A 14,386-nucleotide genomic window follows, 5' to 3' on the forward strand; every position below is an offset into this window, starting at 1 on the left:
CCGCGGGGTCTCAGAGCCGGTCGAAGGGCGCGGCGTAGCGGAAGGTGCCGCGCGGGGCGTCGTCGGCCAGCGCCCGCGCCTGGAAGTGCACGCCCCAGGCGGGGTCGGGGGACGCGATCCCCAGGTCGGCGGCGGGCAGGAAGCCGAACCGCCGGTAGTAGTCCGGGTCCCCGAGCAGGACGGCCAGCCGCTCGCCGGCCGCCTCGGCCACGGCGAGCAGCGCGTGCACCAGCACGGTGCCCACTCCCCCGCGCTGCCGGTCGGGCCGCACGCCGACCGGTCCGATGCCCAGCGCGGGCGCGCCGGCCGGCTCCACTCGGCCGCGGGTGGCGATGACGTGCCCGACCACCTCCCCGCCGTCGACGGCGACCAGCGACAGGTGCGGCAGGACGCCCGCGTCGCGCCGCAGCTCCCCGACCAGCCGGGCCTCGACGTCGGTGGGGAACGCCGCCCGGTGCACGGCGTCGACGGCGACGGCGTCGGCAGGCCGCTCGCGGCGGACGATCACCGGCGGCCCCTCAGCGGTCGCGGACGACGGCGGTGTCGGTGACGCGGTCGTGCAGACCGCGGCCGTCGGCGTCGACGACGAGGGCGGGCACCAGCAGCATGAGCAGCCCGGTGCGCACCACCGCCCGCCACAGCGCCAGGCGGGCCGCCGGCCGCGGGTGGGCCAGCCGCAGCCCGAGCAGGCGCATGCCCGGCGTCTGCCCCACCGCCACGAGGAACACCACGTAGACGACGGCGAAGGACAGCAGGCTCCAATTGCCCGGCAGGTCGGGCGCGGTGAACAGCCCGGCGACGACGGCGGAGAGGACCGCGTCGACGAGGAAGGCCAGGACCCGCGTGCCGAACGGCGCGAGTGACCCCGGACCGTCGCCGGGCAGGCCCAGGGAGGCGCCCCGCCTGCGCTCCTGAGAGGGTGGCTGCACGTCCCCGACCATGCGCCAAGCGTAGAACCCGCTCGTGACGAGCCCGTGCGACGAACGGCCCGTGCGACACGCCGGGGCCGTTGTTACCGCCCCGAAACAGTCGGGACACCCCCGGGCAACCGCCCGGCCATAGCGTTCCAGCGGCTGTCCGCCCACTCCCGGAGGATCGATGTTCACCAGTCCCGACGAGGTCGCCGCCTACATCCGCGACAACGACGTCGAGTTCGTCGACGTCCGCTTCTGCGACCTGCCCGGCGTCATGCAGCACTTCACCATCCCGGCGTCGGCGTTCGGTGAGGACACCTTCTCCGACGGTCTGGGCTTCGACGGGTCCTCGATCCGCGGCTTCCAGGCCATCAACGAGTCGGACATGCTGCTGCTGCCCGACGCCAACAGCGCCTTCGTCGACCCGTTCCGCAAGAGCCGGACGCTCAACGTCAACTTCTTCATCCACGACCCGATCACGCGGGAGGCCTACAGCCGCGACCCGCGGAACGTGGCGAAGAAGGCCGAGGCGTACCTGGCCAGCAGCGGCATCGCCGACACCGCCTACTTCGGACCGGAGGCGGAGTTCTACATCTTCGACTCGATCCGCCACAGCACCGGGATCAACGAGGGCTACTACCACATCGACTCGGTCGAGGGGTCCTGGAACTCCGGCTCCCCCACCGGCGAGAACGGCGTCGGCCCCAACCTCGGCTACAAGACCCGCGCCAAGGGCGGCTACTTCCCGGTCGAGCCCTACGACCACTACAGCGACCTGCGCGCGGACATGATGCGCAACCTGGCCGGCGTGGGGCTCGAGCTCGAGCGTGGGCACCACGAGGTGGGCACCGCCGGGCAGGCCGAGATCAACTACAAGTTCGACACGCTGCTGCGGGCCGCCGACAGCCTCATGCTGTTCAAGTACGTCATCAAGAGCACCGCCTGGCAGGCCGGCAAGACCGTCACCTTCATGCCCAAGCCGCTGTTCGGTGACAACGGCTCGGGCATGCACTGCCACCAGAGCCTCTGGAAGGACGGCGAGCCGCTCTTCCACGCCGAGACCGGCTACGCGGGGCTGTCCGACACCGCCCGCCACTACATCGGCGGCCTGCTGGCCCACGCCCCGTCGCTGCTGGCCTTCACCAACCCCACGGTGAACAGCTACCACCGGCTGGTGCCCGGCTACGAGGCGCCGATCAACCTCGTCTACTCCGCGCGCAACCGCTCGGCCTGCTGCCGCATCCCGATCTCGGGCGACAACCCCAAGGCCAAGCGCATCGAGTTCCGGGTGCCCGACCCGTCGGCCAACCCCTACCTCGCCTTCTCGGCGATGCTCATGGCCGGCCTCGACGGCATCAAGAACAAGATCGAGCCGCCGGCGCCGGTGGACAAGGACCTCTACGAGCTGCCGCCCGAGGAGGCCCTGGGCATCGAGAAGGTCCCGGCCTCGCTGGACGCCGTCCTCGACCGGCTCGAGGTCGACCACGAGTACCTCGTCGACGGCGGGGTGTTCACCCCCGACCTGATCGAGACGTGGATCGAGTACAAGCGGGAGAACGAGATCGACCCGATCCGCCTGCGCCCGCACCCGCACGAGTTCGCCATGTACTACGACATCTGATCCCGCCCGTCCGCGCAGGGGCCGGTGACCCGCTCGGGTCACCGGCCCCTGCGCGTGCCCGCGGGCGCTCCCGGTGCCTGCCGCGGCGGGCCGGCGTCGGTGGAGGGCGCCGCCGTGCGACCGGCGGATCAGGGCGCGGGCGGCGTCGCCGCGCCGATGAGCCGCCGGGCGCACCGCCCGGCCTCCTCGTACGACATCCGGCCGCCCTCGGCCAGCCTGGCGTCGGCGGCGGCGTCACCCATCCGGGCACGCAGGGTGGCCACCGCCTCGTCGAAGCGCCGCTGCTCCCGCACGAACGCCGGGTGCTGGTCGCGGTGCGCGCGCACGGCCCCGGCCAGCAGGGCGGCGTCCCGGTCGCGGCCGTGGGCGGTCAGGACCACGGCGAGGGTGAGCAGCACCCACCACGCCGAGGCCTCGTTGCCCAGGTCCTCCCAGTGGTCGAGCAGCCGGCCGAGCTCGGCCACCACGACGGAGGGCGGCTGCTCGTCACCGAGCACCGTGGCGGCGGAGCTGCGCGCCAGCCCGAGGAGCAGGCGGTTGTCGGCACGCGCCGCGTGCTCGGCGGCCGTGGTGTAGTCCGCCAGCGCCGCCGCCGGGTCGGCGCGCACCGTGGCCTCGCCCCGCACGTAGTGCCACCACGCGAGCCCGGAGGGGTTCCCACTGCGCCGCACCGGCTCGGACAGCTCCTCCACCCGTGCGGCGGCCTCCGCCTCGCCGCCGTCGTAGCTCAGGACCTGGCACACCGACAGGTCGCACAGGGCACCGGGGAGGTCCTCGCCCGCCGCCCGGTAGAGGTCCGCGGCCCGGCGGTAGCGGGCGACCCCCTCCTCGGTGTGCCCCGCGAACATGGCCAGCGCGGCCCGCTGGTCCATGGCGCGCGCCGCCGCGGGTGCGTCGGGACCGCCGGCCGCCGCGACGCCCCGGCCGGTCAGCTCCTCGGCCTCGGCCAGCCGGCCGGCCGCCCACGCGCCGGCCGCAGCGGTCGCCAGGGCGTCGGCCAGCCGCGGGTGCGGCTGGTCCCACCGGGCCACCTCGAGCCCCCAGGCGAGCAGGTCCGGCCGCTGCCGGAAGTACGCGTAGTCGTGCACGTCGGCGGCCAGCTCGACGGCGAGCGCCCGGTCGTGCGCGGCGGCCCAGGACCAGGCGGCGTGCAGGTCGGGGACGAGCTCCCGGAGGGCGGCGGCCGCCTCCGGCTCCCGCGGGCTCCACAGCGCCCCGGTGAGCGAGGCCAGGCGCCGCGCCGTGTCGGCGGCGTGCCGGGCGCGCACCGCGGCTCGCTCGCCGTCCCCGAGGTGTTCGGCGGCGTAGGTCCGCAGCGTCTGCAGCAGCCAGAACCGGCCCTCCCGGGCCTGCACCAGGGACTGCTCGCACAGCCGCGCCAGCAGCGGCGCGACCGAGGAGCCGGGCAGCGCCCCGTCCGCGCAGACCGACTCGGCGCGCTCGGTGGTGAACGCCGAGGGGAAGACGGCCAGCCGGTCGAACAGGCACGCCTCGTCGGCCGAGAGAAGCCGGTAGGACCAGTCGACGACCGCGCGCACCGAGCGGTGGCGGGCGGCGGCCGTCCGGCGCCCGCCGGCCAGCAGGTCCAGTCCCCGTTCCAGGTGGGCCGCGAACTCGCGCAGCCCGAAGGTGGGCGCGCGGGCCGCGCCGATCTCGATGGCCAGCGGCAGGCCGTCGAGCCGGCGGCAGGTGGCGGCGATGACCTCGACGTCGTCGTCGGAGACGGTGGCGACCTCCAGACCCGGCGCCCGGTCGAGGAACAGCCGGACGGCCGGGTTGTCCCGGCCGGCGCCGGCGGGCACGGGCAGCGGGGCGAGGACGTGCACGTGCTCGTGCGCCGCGTCCAGCCGCTCCCGGCTGGTCACCAGCAGGGTGAGTCCCGGCGCCGTGGCCACCAGCTGCTCGACGAGCGGGGCGAGGTCGGCCAGGACGGTCTCGGCGTTGTCCAGGCAGAGGACGCCGCGCAGGTCGGCGGTACCGGCGGCCAGGCCGCCGACCGGGTCCGGACCCATCGGCGGATCGACCCCCGTCACCTCCGCGAGCACGTCGGCGAGCACGTGCCCGGCGGTGGCCGAGAGGTCGCCCCACCAGACGGCGGTGCCCCCGGCGGCGAGGTCGTGGGCCGCCTCCAGGGCCAGCCTCGTCTTGCCGACACCTCCCGGGCCGACCAGCGTGACCAGCCGCTGCTCCGCCAGGCAGTCGGCGATCAGCGCGAGGTCCTCGCCGCGGCCGAGCAGTGGTCCGGGCCGCCAGGGCAGCGGCCGGGCAGGTGGTGCCGGGGGCACCGGCTCCCCGGGTGCCGCCCGCCGCGGCGGCGGGAGCACGTCGGAGAGCACCTGTCGCTGCAGGTCCTGCAGCGGCGCGGCCGGGTCCATGCCGAGCTCGTCGGCCAGCACCTCCCGGTGGCGGCGGTAGACCTCCAGCGCGTCGACCGCCCGGCCGTCGGCGGCCAGCGCCCGCACCAGCACCTCGACCGGCCGGGAGCGGAGCGGGGCCGCGGCCACCAGTTCCCGGGCGGCGGCCAGGGCGTCGGCGACCGCACCGGACTCGTACAGCAGCGCCGCGCGCTCCTCCGCGGCCGCGACGCGCAGCTCCTCCAGCCGCTGGGCCGGCGCCCGGGCGAAGGTCTCGGCGAACTCGCCGTAGGCGGGTCCGCGCCACAGCGCGAGGGCGCGGTCGAGCAGCGCGACGGCTGCGGCCGGGTCGGCGGCTGCCCGGGCGCGGGCCGCCCGGCACGTCCGCTCGAAGACCTCCGCGTCGACGGCGTCCGGAGCGACGGCCAACCGGTAGCCCGGCGGCCGGGTCTCGAGCGCGCCGCCCGCCGGACCCAGCTGGGCGCGCAGTCGGCGGACGACCTGGTGCAGGGCGTTGTCCGCCCGGGCCGGGGGGTCCTCGTCCCACAGCGCCTCGACGAGGACCCGGGCGGGGACCACCGCGCCCGGCCGCAGCAGCAGCGCCGCCAGGCAGGCACGCAGCCGCTGCCCGGGGAGCGTGGTCCGCTCGGTCTCCCCGACGTCGATCTCGAGCGGACCCAGGACGCGGAACCTCATCGTCGGTCACCTCGACGGGGTCGGACCGGTGGAGTCTGACACGTCCGCCGTCGTCAGGGGGCTGCCGTGTCACCCCGGTGTCAGCGCCGTGACAGCGCGGCCGAGCAGGGTCGTCGCCGAGGCCGGATCCACCGGCCCGAGCACGGGAGGACCGCGGCGATGCCCTTCTTCACCGGTGTCCGGGGACGCATCCACCACCACGCCTGGCTGCCCGACGGCGACGTCCGGGGCGTCGTCGTCTTCTGCCACGGCGGGTTCGGTGAGCACCTGGGCCTGTACGACACCCTCGCCCGGCGGCTGACCGCCGACGGGATCGCCGTCCACGCGCTGGACGCCATCGGCCACGGCCGCAGCGACGGGCCGCGCGACCTCATGTCGTCCTGGGACGACTACGTCGACGACGCCCGCACGCTGGCGAACCTGGCCCAGGCACGGCACCCGGGGCGCCCCCTGGTGGTCATGGGGCACTCCGGTGGGGGCCTGGCCGCCCTCCTGCTCGCCCAGCGGTTCCCGCAGCTGGCGCGGGCGCTCGTCGTGTCCGCGCCGCCGGCCCGGCCGCTCCCCTGGGTCCAGGCCCTCGCCGCCGCCGGCAGCCAGGAGGTCGACTCCCCGGACCCGACGGAGGCGTTCAGCACCCACCCGCGCTACGTGCACGCCCTGCTGCACGACCCGCTGGTGTACCGCGGGGCCGTGCCCCGGGCGACCCTGGACGCGGTGGTGCGGACCTGGCCCGAGGTCGCGGCCTCGCTGGCCGAGGGCCGGCCGTCGATCCCGGTCCTCGTCCTGCACGGCGAGAGCGACCCGGTGGTCCCCGTCGAGGACTCCCGCGCGCTCGCCGCGCAGCTGCCCCGGGCGACCCTGCGCACGTTCCCCGGCGACCTGCACGACGTCCTCAACGAGCACGACCGCGACCGGGTGCACGACGTCGTCGCCGGGTTCGTCCTGGAGCAGACGCGGGTCCCCGCCGACCTCGCCTGAGCCCCTCGTCCGACCCCCTCGCCGGCCCGCCGGCCGGCACCCCCGTCCCGGACCGGCACCCGCAGCGCCGGGTGCCCCGTCGGAAGGAGATCCCCCGTGTCCGAGGCAGTGTTCCGCGCCCACATCGAGCAGATCTGGAACGGCAAGGACCCGAGCGGCATCCCGCGGTTCATCTCACCCGACTACCACGGCCACGACCCGGCGGAGCCCGAGGTCATCCGCGGCGTCGAGGGCTACGAGAGGCACTACGAGACGCTGACCACCGGCTTCCCGGACCTGCGGATCACCATCGAGCACGTCCTGGAGGTCGGCGAGCAGGTCTCGGTGCGGTGGTTCGTCCAGGCGACCCACGGAGGCGACTTCGGGGGCATCCCGCCCACCGGGAGGCGGGTGCACGTCGCCGGCATCAGCGTCGCCCGGATCGTCCGCCGCCAGCTGGTCGAGGAGCACGGGATCACCGACGTGCTCGGGTTGCTGAAGCAGCTCGGGGTCGTCCCGAAGACCGTCGAGGTCCCCTCCGTGCTCGTCTGACCGGACGCGGGTGGCTGCGGCCGCGGCGACCGGGCCGGACACGGCGACGGGCCGGTGACCTCGCGAGGAGGTCACCGGCCCGTCGGTGGGGCTGCGGTCAGGCGGCCGCGGGGGCGCGCAGGTCGGCGTCGACGCCGCCGGTCTGCTCGGGCAGCGGGCCGGCCGCGCGGCCGGAGCGGAACCGCTCGACGTCGAGGATGCCCTCGCGCTTGGCGACGATCGTGGGCACCAGCGCCTGGCCGGCCACGTTCACCGCGGTGCGGCCCATGTCCAGGATCGGGTCGATGGCCAGCAGCAGGCCGACGCCGGCCAGCGGCAGCCCGAGGGTGGACAGCGTCAGCGTCAGCATGACCACCGCGCCGGTGACCCCGGCGGTGGCGGCGGAGCCGACGACCGACACCAGCGCGATGAGCAGGTAGTCGGTGACCGACAGGTCCACGCCGAAGAACTGCGCCACGAAGATCGCCGCGAGCGCCGGGTAGATCGCCGCGCAGCCGTCCATCTTCGTCGTCGCGCCCAGCGGCACGGCGAAGGAGGCGTAGGACCGCGGCACGCCCAGGCTCTGCTCGGTGACCCGCTCGGTCACCGGCAGGGTGCCGATCGAGGACCGGGAGACGAAGGCCAGCTGGATCGCCGGCCAGGCGCCGGCGAACCACCGCAGCGGCGAGAGGCCGTGCAGGCGCAGCAGCACCGGGTAGACGACGAACAGCACCAGGGCCAGACCGGCGTAGACGGCGCCGGCGAAGACGCTCAGCGAGCCCAGCGACTCCCAGCCGTAGCTGGCCACGGCGTTGCCGATGAGGCCGACGGTGCCGATCGGGGCCAGCAGGATGACCCACCAGAGGATCTTCTGGACGATCGCCAGCGCGGAGCGGACCAGGCGCAGGAACGGCTCGGCCGGCTCGCCGACCTTGAGGACGGCGACACCGACGGCCACCGCGATGACGATCAGCTGCAGCACGTTGAACGACAGCCCGATCGAGCCGTCGTCGCCGGCGGAGGCCTGCAGGCCGAGGACGTTGCCGGGCACCAGGCCGGTGAGGAAGTCCCACCAGCCGCCGGTGGTGCCTGGGTCGGTGGCGCTGGCCGCGTCGACGGAGCTGTTGCGGCCGGGCTGGGTGAGCAGGCCCAGGCCGATGCCGATGGTGACGGCGATCAGCGCGGTGATCGCGAACCACAGCAGCGTCTGCCCGGCCAGCCGGGCGGCGTTGGACACCTGCTTGAGGTTGGCGATGCTGACGATGACCGCGGTGACGATCAGCGGCGGGACCAGCGCCTTCAGCAGCGTGACGAAGGTGCCGCCGACGGTCTGCAGGGTGCTGGTGAGCCAGTTGGGCGTGCCGTCGGCGACGGGGCCCATCTCGCGGGCCACGAGGCCCAGGGCGACGCCCACCACGAGGGCGAGGAGGACCTGCGCCGCGAACGGGACGCGGCGGAGACGTGCGAGCACGGACGTGCCTTCCGGGAGGGAGGAGGAGGGGGCTGACGACGCGGGGACGGCACCGGTCAGCCGGCGCTCGTCACCCGGCACAGGTCCACCTCACGGCAGCGCGTGAGACCCCAGACGTTCCGCACGAGGAGGTCAATGCCGCAGGCCCGACGCCGCATCCCGGCTGTGGGCGGTCTCACGCCGGGTCAGCGCGGGGCGCGTGCCGCTCCGGCGCGGGTCCCGCGTCAGGCGGCGTCGTCCTCGGCGACCGCCCCGTCCCCGAGGCCGACCAGGACCTCGTTGGTCTGCAGGGTGACCAGCCAGGCCAGCGCGTGGTCCTCGACCGACTGGCCGGTGACGCGGGCGATGGCGTCGAGCTGGGCGGCGACCAGCCCGCGGGCGGCCTGGTAGACGTCGGCGGCGCTGACCTCCACCTGCTGCTCGGTCAGCCACAGCCGGCCGTCGGGCAGCACGCGGACCCGGGGCTGCGCGCCCACGCCGAGGTCGGCGGCGGCGCTGCTGACCACGGACATGCCGGCGCGCAGCTCGGTGAGCCGGTGGTCGGGCCGTGCCGGCTGGGGGGACGACGGCTGGGGGGACGACGGCACGGACATCGGGTGCCTCCTCGGACGGGCCCGCGGGCTGCGGGTCGTGTCCCCAGGGTCGGCAGTCCCGCCACCGGACCCGGGCACGCGTGGGGCGGTAGGGAGTGCACGGGACGGGCGGGACGAACCGTTGCACGCACGACGCGCGCGGGCGGCCCTTCCACCGCAGGCGGGCGCCGTGCAGCATGCCGCCCCGTGACCGCCCGCCCCGGCTGCACCCGACGCCGAGCCCGCCGACGGTCCCGGCGCTCCCGCGGCTCGGCCTGGGACGGCTGCGACGGCTGCGACCCGGTCCCGCCACCGCGGGGCGGGTGAGGTCAGCCGGCCCGGCGGCGGCTCCCCCGGCGGCGCGACCACGGCCGCACGCCCGCCCTGCCCGACGCCAGCCGCTCGGCGGCGGCGTAGACCAGCAGGCCCGGGACGACCACCACCGACGGCAGCACCAGCGGCGCGGCCAGCAGCGAGACGGCGAGGACGCCGGGCGCCGTCGCCAGCCAGCCGCCGCGGCGCTGCGGGTCGGCCAGCGCCCCCCACCGGACGCCGGTCCACATCAGCCAGCGCAGCAGCACCGGGACGTCGGCCTCGCGCATCGCCCGGCGGAACAGCCCGTCGGCCTGCCGGGAGGTGACCGCGCCGGTGGCGATGCCGACGGTGCACAGCCAGTCGTGCAGCACCGCCGCCGGCGTGTACCGCCCGGCCTCGGGCACCAGCCACAGCACCGGCCGCGGCACGGTGGCCAGGTCGGTCTCGAAGCCGGCCGGGACGACGAACCGGTCCCGCCGGCCGCGGTAGGTCAGCGGCTCGACCAGCGTCCAGCCGCCGGCGCCGGTGGTGCGCAGCACGGCCGACGGCGGGTCGAAGGGCACCCCGCGATCCTGCCGCCGGCCGGCGCGCGCCGCTCGGGTCAGGACCGCGGCCGGGCGGCGCCCTCGACGCGGGTGCCGGGACGGCGGGCGGCCAGCGGCGTGGCGACGTCCTCCAGGGACCTGCCCTCCGCGTCCACGCCGAGGAAGGCGGCCACGACGCCACCGAGCACCATCACGCCGGCACCGATGAGGTAGCCGACGAACAGCGGCCCGGTGCTCTCCCCCTCGCCGATGAGCTTGCCGTGGAACCACGGGCCGAAGGCGCCGAAGAGCGGGGCGATGGCGAAGAAGACGGCGATGGCCTTGGCCCGGACCTCGAGCGGGAAGATCTCGCTGACGGTGAGGTAGGCCGAGCTCGCCCCGCCGAGGCGAAGAAGATGATCGACCAGGCGATGGTCTGGGTGATCGCGTTGAGCACCCCGGCCTGGAACAGCACCGCGGTGATCGCCAGGAGCACCCCGGACAGGACGTAGGTGGACGCGATCATCCGGCGGCGGCCGACGGTGTCGAACAGGTGGCCGAGCGCGAACGGGCCGACCAGGTTGCCGACGGCGAAGGCGATGAAGAACAGCGGCACCGACCCGCTGTCGACGTCGAAGAAGGAGCACCTCCGGGTCGGGAACCGGACCGCCCTCTACCCCGTTGGTTGACGCCACCAACCTCCGGTGTGCCCGACCGGGTGAGCGCCGGTCAGCGGGTCCGCCGCTCGACCATCCGCGCGGCGACCCGCCGGATCCGGTCGGTCTGCCGCGACAGCACGGCGTCGAGCAGCCGGTCGACCGGGAACACCTCCCCCAGCCGCGCCACGCCCATGGCCCGCGGCACGGCGACCGAGCGCGAGCGGGAGGAGGTCAGGCAGCCGGCGACGCGGTCGGCCACCCGCCCGGGGGCGATGCCCGGGGTCAGCCGGCCGCGGGCGTCGTCGTCCGAGGCCGGCGCCGCCCCGTGCCCCCGGGCCATCCACTCGGTGGCCACCGGGCCGGGCATGACCGAGTGCACCCGGACCCCGCGGGCGGTGACCTCCCGCCGCAGCCCGGCGACGAACCCCTGCACGCCGGCCTTGGTGGCCGAGTAGACCGTCAGCGGCGGCACCTGCGACAGCCCGGCCACGGAGCTCACCACCAGCAGGTCCCCCCGCCCGCGCAGGGCCGCCGCGGCCAGGAGGTGCGGCAGCGCCAGCACGGTCAGGTCCACCACCCCGGTGAGGTTGGTGGCCACCATGCCCTCGACCGCCGCGCGCGGGGTGTCCTCCACCAACGCGGCGTGGGCCAACCCGGCGTTCAGGACGACCGCGTCGAGCCGGCCGTGCTCGGCCAGCACCCGCTGCACCAGCAGCTCCCGGTCGCCGGCGTCGGCCACGTCGGCGACCACGCCGGTGACGCCGGGCAGGCCGGTGCACGCCTCCTGCAGCCGGTCGCCGCCGCGGGCGCAGGTGACCACCCGGGCTCCCGCGCCGGCCAGCCGGGCGACGGTGGCCCGCCCGATGCCGGCGCTGCCGCCGGTGACGAGGACGACGCGGTCGCGCAGGTCAGCCATGTCCCGCCACTACCCCGTGTGACATCCCATCGTGCGCGGTGCATCGAAGTCGCGGCCAGTGGGCATGCCGCCCCCATGCGCCTGCCCGAACCCCGCGGTCCGCTGACCGCCGCCCTCCGCGACGACCTGCTCGCCGGTGCGGTCTCCGCCGCCGCCGTGGAGCTGGCGCGCACGACCGCGGAGGCCGCGGCCGAGCCGCTGCTCGACGAGGACCTGCAGCTGGCGCTGGCGGTCTGCTACGAGCTGCACTACCGCGGGTTCGACGGCGTCGACGACGTCCTGGAGTGGGACCCCGACCTGCTCACGCTGCGGGCCTCCCTCGAGCGCCGGCACCTGGCCGCGCTCCGCGACCTCACCGGCCCGACGGCGGCCACCGACGATCCGGTGGACCAGCAGCTGACCGCGCTCATCGCCGCCGACGACGGCCCGTCGCTGTCGCGGTACATGGCCCGCTCCGGCACCCCCGAGCAGTGGCGGGAGTACCTGACCCTGCGGTCGGTCTACCACCTCAAGGAGGCCGATCCGCACACCTTCGCCATCCCGCGGCTGTCGGGGCGGGCCAAGGCCGCGATGGTGGAGATCCAGGCCGACGAGTACGGCGGCGGCTCGGCCGAGCGCATGCACAGCGAGCTGTTCGCCGGGATGATGCGCGACCTCGGCCTCGACGCCGGCTACGGCGCGCTGTGGGACGCCGCCCCGGCGGTCGCCTTCACCACGGTCAACACCATGTCGCTGTTCGGGCTGCACCGGCGCTGGCGGGCCGCGGCCCTGGGGCACCTGGCCTGCGTGGAGATGACCTCCTCCGAGCCCAGCCGCCGCTACTCCTCGGGCCTGCGCCGCCTCGGCCACGGCGAGCGCACCACCGTCTTCTACGACGAGCACGTCGAGGCCGACGCCGTCCACGAGCAGATCGCCGCGGTGGACATGTGCGGGTCGCTGGTCGCCGAGGACCGCGCGCTCGCCGACGACGTCCTGTTCGGCGCCGCCTGCTCGCTGGCGCTCGACGGGCTGGCCGCCGGCCACCTGCTCGGCGCGTGGGAGGCCGGCCGCTCGGCGCTGCGGGGGGAGCCGGCTCTCGCCGCGTGAACCGGGGCCGGCCCGACTGCACATGAGGGACCCGGCTGCCGATCCTCCACGGACACGGACCGTGGGCCTGCGCCCGCGGCACCCCCGACCGCGGAGGACCCCATGTGGCGGCGCACCGACCCCGTCCCCGTCAGCAGCACGCCTCCGCCGCCGACCCCGCGGGACATCGAGACGCTCGAGGCGGTGGTCGCCGCCCTCGACGCGTCGGTGCGCACGCAGCTCGACGCCCACGTCGCGGTGGTCCGCACCATCACCGAGACCAACGGCCTGGACTACGGCGCCGTGTGGGCGCCCACGGGCAGCGGCGCGTTCACCCTCGCCTACGAGACCGGTCCCCTGGCGCCGGCCATCCGCGCCGGCTGGCGGCAGGAGCTGCCGCTGACGGAGTCGGCGGGCATGGGCGGCAAGGCGCTGCGGGAGCGCCGGACGGTGCACGTGGACAGCGCGCCGGCCGGGCGCGGCAGCTGCGTGCGGTGGGAGAACGCCTGGGCCGCGGGTGCGCGGGAGGGGTGCTTCGTCCCCGCCGTCGACGGCGGCCGGGTCACCGCGGTGCTCGAGTACCACCACCGCGGCCAGCTGCCCTTCTTCGGCGCCCGCCGGGAGAAGTGGGAGGCCATCCACCGGCTGCTCGACCACATGCGCGCCGCGGCGCTCGCGACGGCAGCGGTGCGCGAGACCGTCGACGACCGGGCGGCCGTGACCGCCGTCGTCACCTCCGTCGGCGAGGCCAGCGACGAGGCGGCCGCCCTGCAGACGGCGCTGGAGACCGTGCGCGCCGCGTTCGGCTGGGCCTACGGCTCCTTCTGGGCGCTCGACGACGCCGAGCGGCTGCTGCGCTTCCGCACCGAGTCCGGCACGGCGGGCGAGGAGTTCCGCCGGGTCACCCTGACGGCCACCTTCGCCGAGGGCGTCGGCCTGTCCGGGCGGGCCTGGCGGGAGCGCGACCTGGTCTTCGTCCGCGACCTGGCCGAGGTCACCGACTGCGTGCGCGCGCCGGCCGCCCAGCGGGCCGGGGTGCGCTCGGGCGTCTGCTTCCCGATCACCGTCGGCGGGGAGGTCATCGGCACCATGGACTTCTTCACCACCGACACCGTCGAGCTGTCGGAGTCGCGGGCCGACGCGCTGCGCAACGTGCAGCGCCTGGTCTCCCAGCGGCTGGACGCGCTGCGCCGCGCCGAGGCCGACGCGCAGCGCGCCCGCGAGCTCCTCGACAGCGTCGAGCGGCTGCGTTCGGCGGCCGCGGCCGCCGGGGAGGTGGCCGACAGCGCCGTGACGCAGGCCTCGGCGATGACCACCGAGGTGGCCACGCTGACCGAGTCGTCGACGTCGATCGGCGAGGTCATCCGGATCATCTCCGGCATCGCCGACCAGACCAACCTGCTGGCCCTCAACGCCACCATCGAGGCCGCCCGCGCCGGGGAGCTCGGCCGCGGCTTCGCGGTCGTGGCCAGCGAGGTCAAGGACCTGGCGCGGGAGACCGCGGCGGCCACCCAGCGGGTGTCGGACCAGATCGCCGGCATCCAGGCCAGCAGCGAGCAGGTCACCGCGGGCATCCACGCCACCAGCGAGGTGATCGGCCGGCTCGACGCCGTCCAGGCACGGATCACCGACGTGCTGGAGGAGCAGGTCCGGATGGCGCGCGCCATCCAGACCGACCGCTGAGGCGGGGGCGGGCCGGGCCCCGGGGGCGGGCCGGCCCCCCACCGTCACAACTGCGGGGGCGTCCCGGGCCGCTGCGCCGCGGGCCGGATCGTGGGGGGCGGGGGCGGG

15 protein-coding genes are annotated in these 14,386 nt (G+C 75.9%); 7 read left to right on the forward strand and 8 right to left on the reverse strand.

Annotated elements, in window-relative coordinates:
• Positions 1 to 10: 10 nt before the first annotated feature.
• Positions 11 to 508, reverse strand: a complete 498-nt coding sequence (locus ACI780_RS21245; RefSeq protein WP_456870035.1) for a GNAT family N-acetyltransferase — start codon at positions 506 to 508, stop codon at positions 11 to 13.
• 10 nt (positions 509 to 518) lie between these two features.
• Positions 519 to 929 (reverse strand): RDD family protein, encoded by a 411-nt coding sequence (locus tag ACI780_RS21250; protein ID WP_456870034.1) that lies wholly within the window; start codon positions 927 to 929, stop codon positions 519 to 521.
• 169 nt (positions 930 to 1,098) lie between these two features.
• Between ACI780_RS21250 and glnA the strand changes: the two genes are divergently transcribed.
• Entirely contained in the window at positions 1,099 to 2,535 is a 1,437-nt protein-coding gene (glnA, locus tag ACI780_RS21255; protein ID WP_456870033.1) for a type I glutamate--ammonia ligase, read from the forward strand.
• Between the two features lie 128 nt (positions 2,536 to 2,663).
• On the opposite strand, the gene ACI780_RS21260 is transcribed toward glnA, so the two are convergent.
• Positions 2,664 to 5,585 carry an AfsR/SARP family transcriptional regulator gene (locus ACI780_RS21260; protein ID WP_457005586.1) on the reverse strand — a complete coding sequence of 974 codons (2,922 nt, stop codon included), beginning with the start codon at positions 5,583 to 5,585 and terminating at the stop codon, positions 2,664 to 2,666.
• Between the two features lie 159 nt (positions 5,586 to 5,744).
• On the opposite strand from ACI780_RS21260, the gene ACI780_RS21265 reads away from it, so the two are divergent.
• Together ACI780_RS21265 and ACI780_RS21270 are read left to right on the forward strand one after the other, a co-directional pair.
• Positions 5,745 to 6,563, forward strand: coding sequence for an alpha/beta fold hydrolase (locus ACI780_RS21265; RefSeq protein ID WP_456870031.1), 819 nt, complete (start codon positions 5,745 to 5,747; stop codon positions 6,561 to 6,563).
• A 96-nt stretch (positions 6,564 to 6,659) separates the two neighbouring features.
• Positions 6,660 to 7,094, forward strand: coding sequence for an ester cyclase (locus tag ACI780_RS21270; RefSeq protein WP_456870030.1), 435 nt, complete (start codon positions 6,660 to 6,662; stop codon positions 7,092 to 7,094).
• Between the two features lie 97 nt (positions 7,095 to 7,191).
• Here ACI780_RS21270 and ACI780_RS21275 read toward each other — a convergent pair whose 3' ends face one another.
• From ACI780_RS21275 to ACI780_RS21290, 4 genes are all read right to left on the reverse strand, one after another.
• Complete coding sequence (locus ACI780_RS21275; RefSeq protein ID WP_456870029.1) at positions 7,192 to 8,544, reverse strand: dicarboxylate/amino acid:cation symporter; 1,353 nt, start codon at positions 8,542 to 8,544, stop codon at positions 7,192 to 7,194.
• 224 nt (positions 8,545 to 8,768) lie between these two features.
• Positions 8,769 to 9,137: a hypothetical protein gene (locus ACI780_RS21280; RefSeq protein ID WP_457005589.1), complete on the reverse strand. Its 369-nt coding sequence runs from the start codon at positions 9,135 to 9,137 to the stop codon at positions 8,769 to 8,771.
• Positions 9,138 to 9,445: 308 nt separating this feature from the next.
• On the reverse strand, positions 9,446 to 9,994 hold the full coding sequence (locus ACI780_RS21285) for a DUF1353 domain-containing protein (protein WP_457005591.1): 549 nt from the start codon (positions 9,992 to 9,994) through the stop codon (positions 9,446 to 9,448).
• A 38-nt stretch (positions 9,995 to 10,032) separates the two neighbouring features.
• Positions 10,033 to 10,170, reverse strand: coding sequence for a hypothetical protein (locus tag ACI780_RS21290; protein WP_457005593.1), 138 nt, complete (start codon positions 10,168 to 10,170; stop codon positions 10,033 to 10,035).
• 66 nt (positions 10,171 to 10,236) lie between these two features.
• Here ACI780_RS21290 and ACI780_RS21295 point away from each other — a divergent pair, with 66 nt between their 5' ends.
• Entirely contained in the window at positions 10,237 to 10,467 is a 231-nt protein-coding gene (locus ACI780_RS21295) for a hypothetical protein (RefSeq protein ID WP_457005595.1), read from the forward strand.
• Entirely contained in the window at positions 10,468 to 10,644 is a 177-nt protein-coding gene (locus ACI780_RS21300; RefSeq protein WP_457005597.1) for a hypothetical protein, read from the forward strand. It abuts the gene before it with no gap.
• Positions 10,645 to 10,684: 40 nt separating this feature from the next.
• Here ACI780_RS21300 and ACI780_RS21305 read toward each other — a convergent pair whose 3' ends face one another.
• The gene (locus ACI780_RS21305) at positions 10,685 to 11,530 is read right to left on the reverse strand and encodes an SDR family NAD(P)-dependent oxidoreductase (RefSeq protein ID WP_457005599.1); all 846 of its coding nucleotides are present in this window, start codon (positions 11,528 to 11,530) and stop codon (positions 10,685 to 10,687) included.
• A 75-nt stretch (positions 11,531 to 11,605) separates the two neighbouring features.
• On the opposite strand from ACI780_RS21305, the gene ACI780_RS21310 reads away from it, so the two are divergent.
• Both ACI780_RS21310 and ACI780_RS21315 read left to right on the forward strand, forming a co-directional pair.
• Positions 11,606 to 12,616 carry an iron-containing redox enzyme family protein gene (locus tag ACI780_RS21310; RefSeq protein WP_457005601.1) on the forward strand — a complete coding sequence of 337 codons (1,011 nt, stop codon included), beginning with the start codon at positions 11,606 to 11,608 and terminating at the stop codon, positions 12,614 to 12,616.
• Between the two features lie 102 nt (positions 12,617 to 12,718).
• Entirely contained in the window at positions 12,719 to 14,278 is a 1,560-nt protein-coding gene (locus ACI780_RS21315) for a methyl-accepting chemotaxis protein (RefSeq protein ID WP_456870022.1), read from the forward strand.
• Positions 14,279 to 14,386 lie beyond the last annotated feature (108 nt).

The sequence above is a fragment of the Geodermatophilus sp. SYSU D00814 genome (assembly GCF_054050055.1).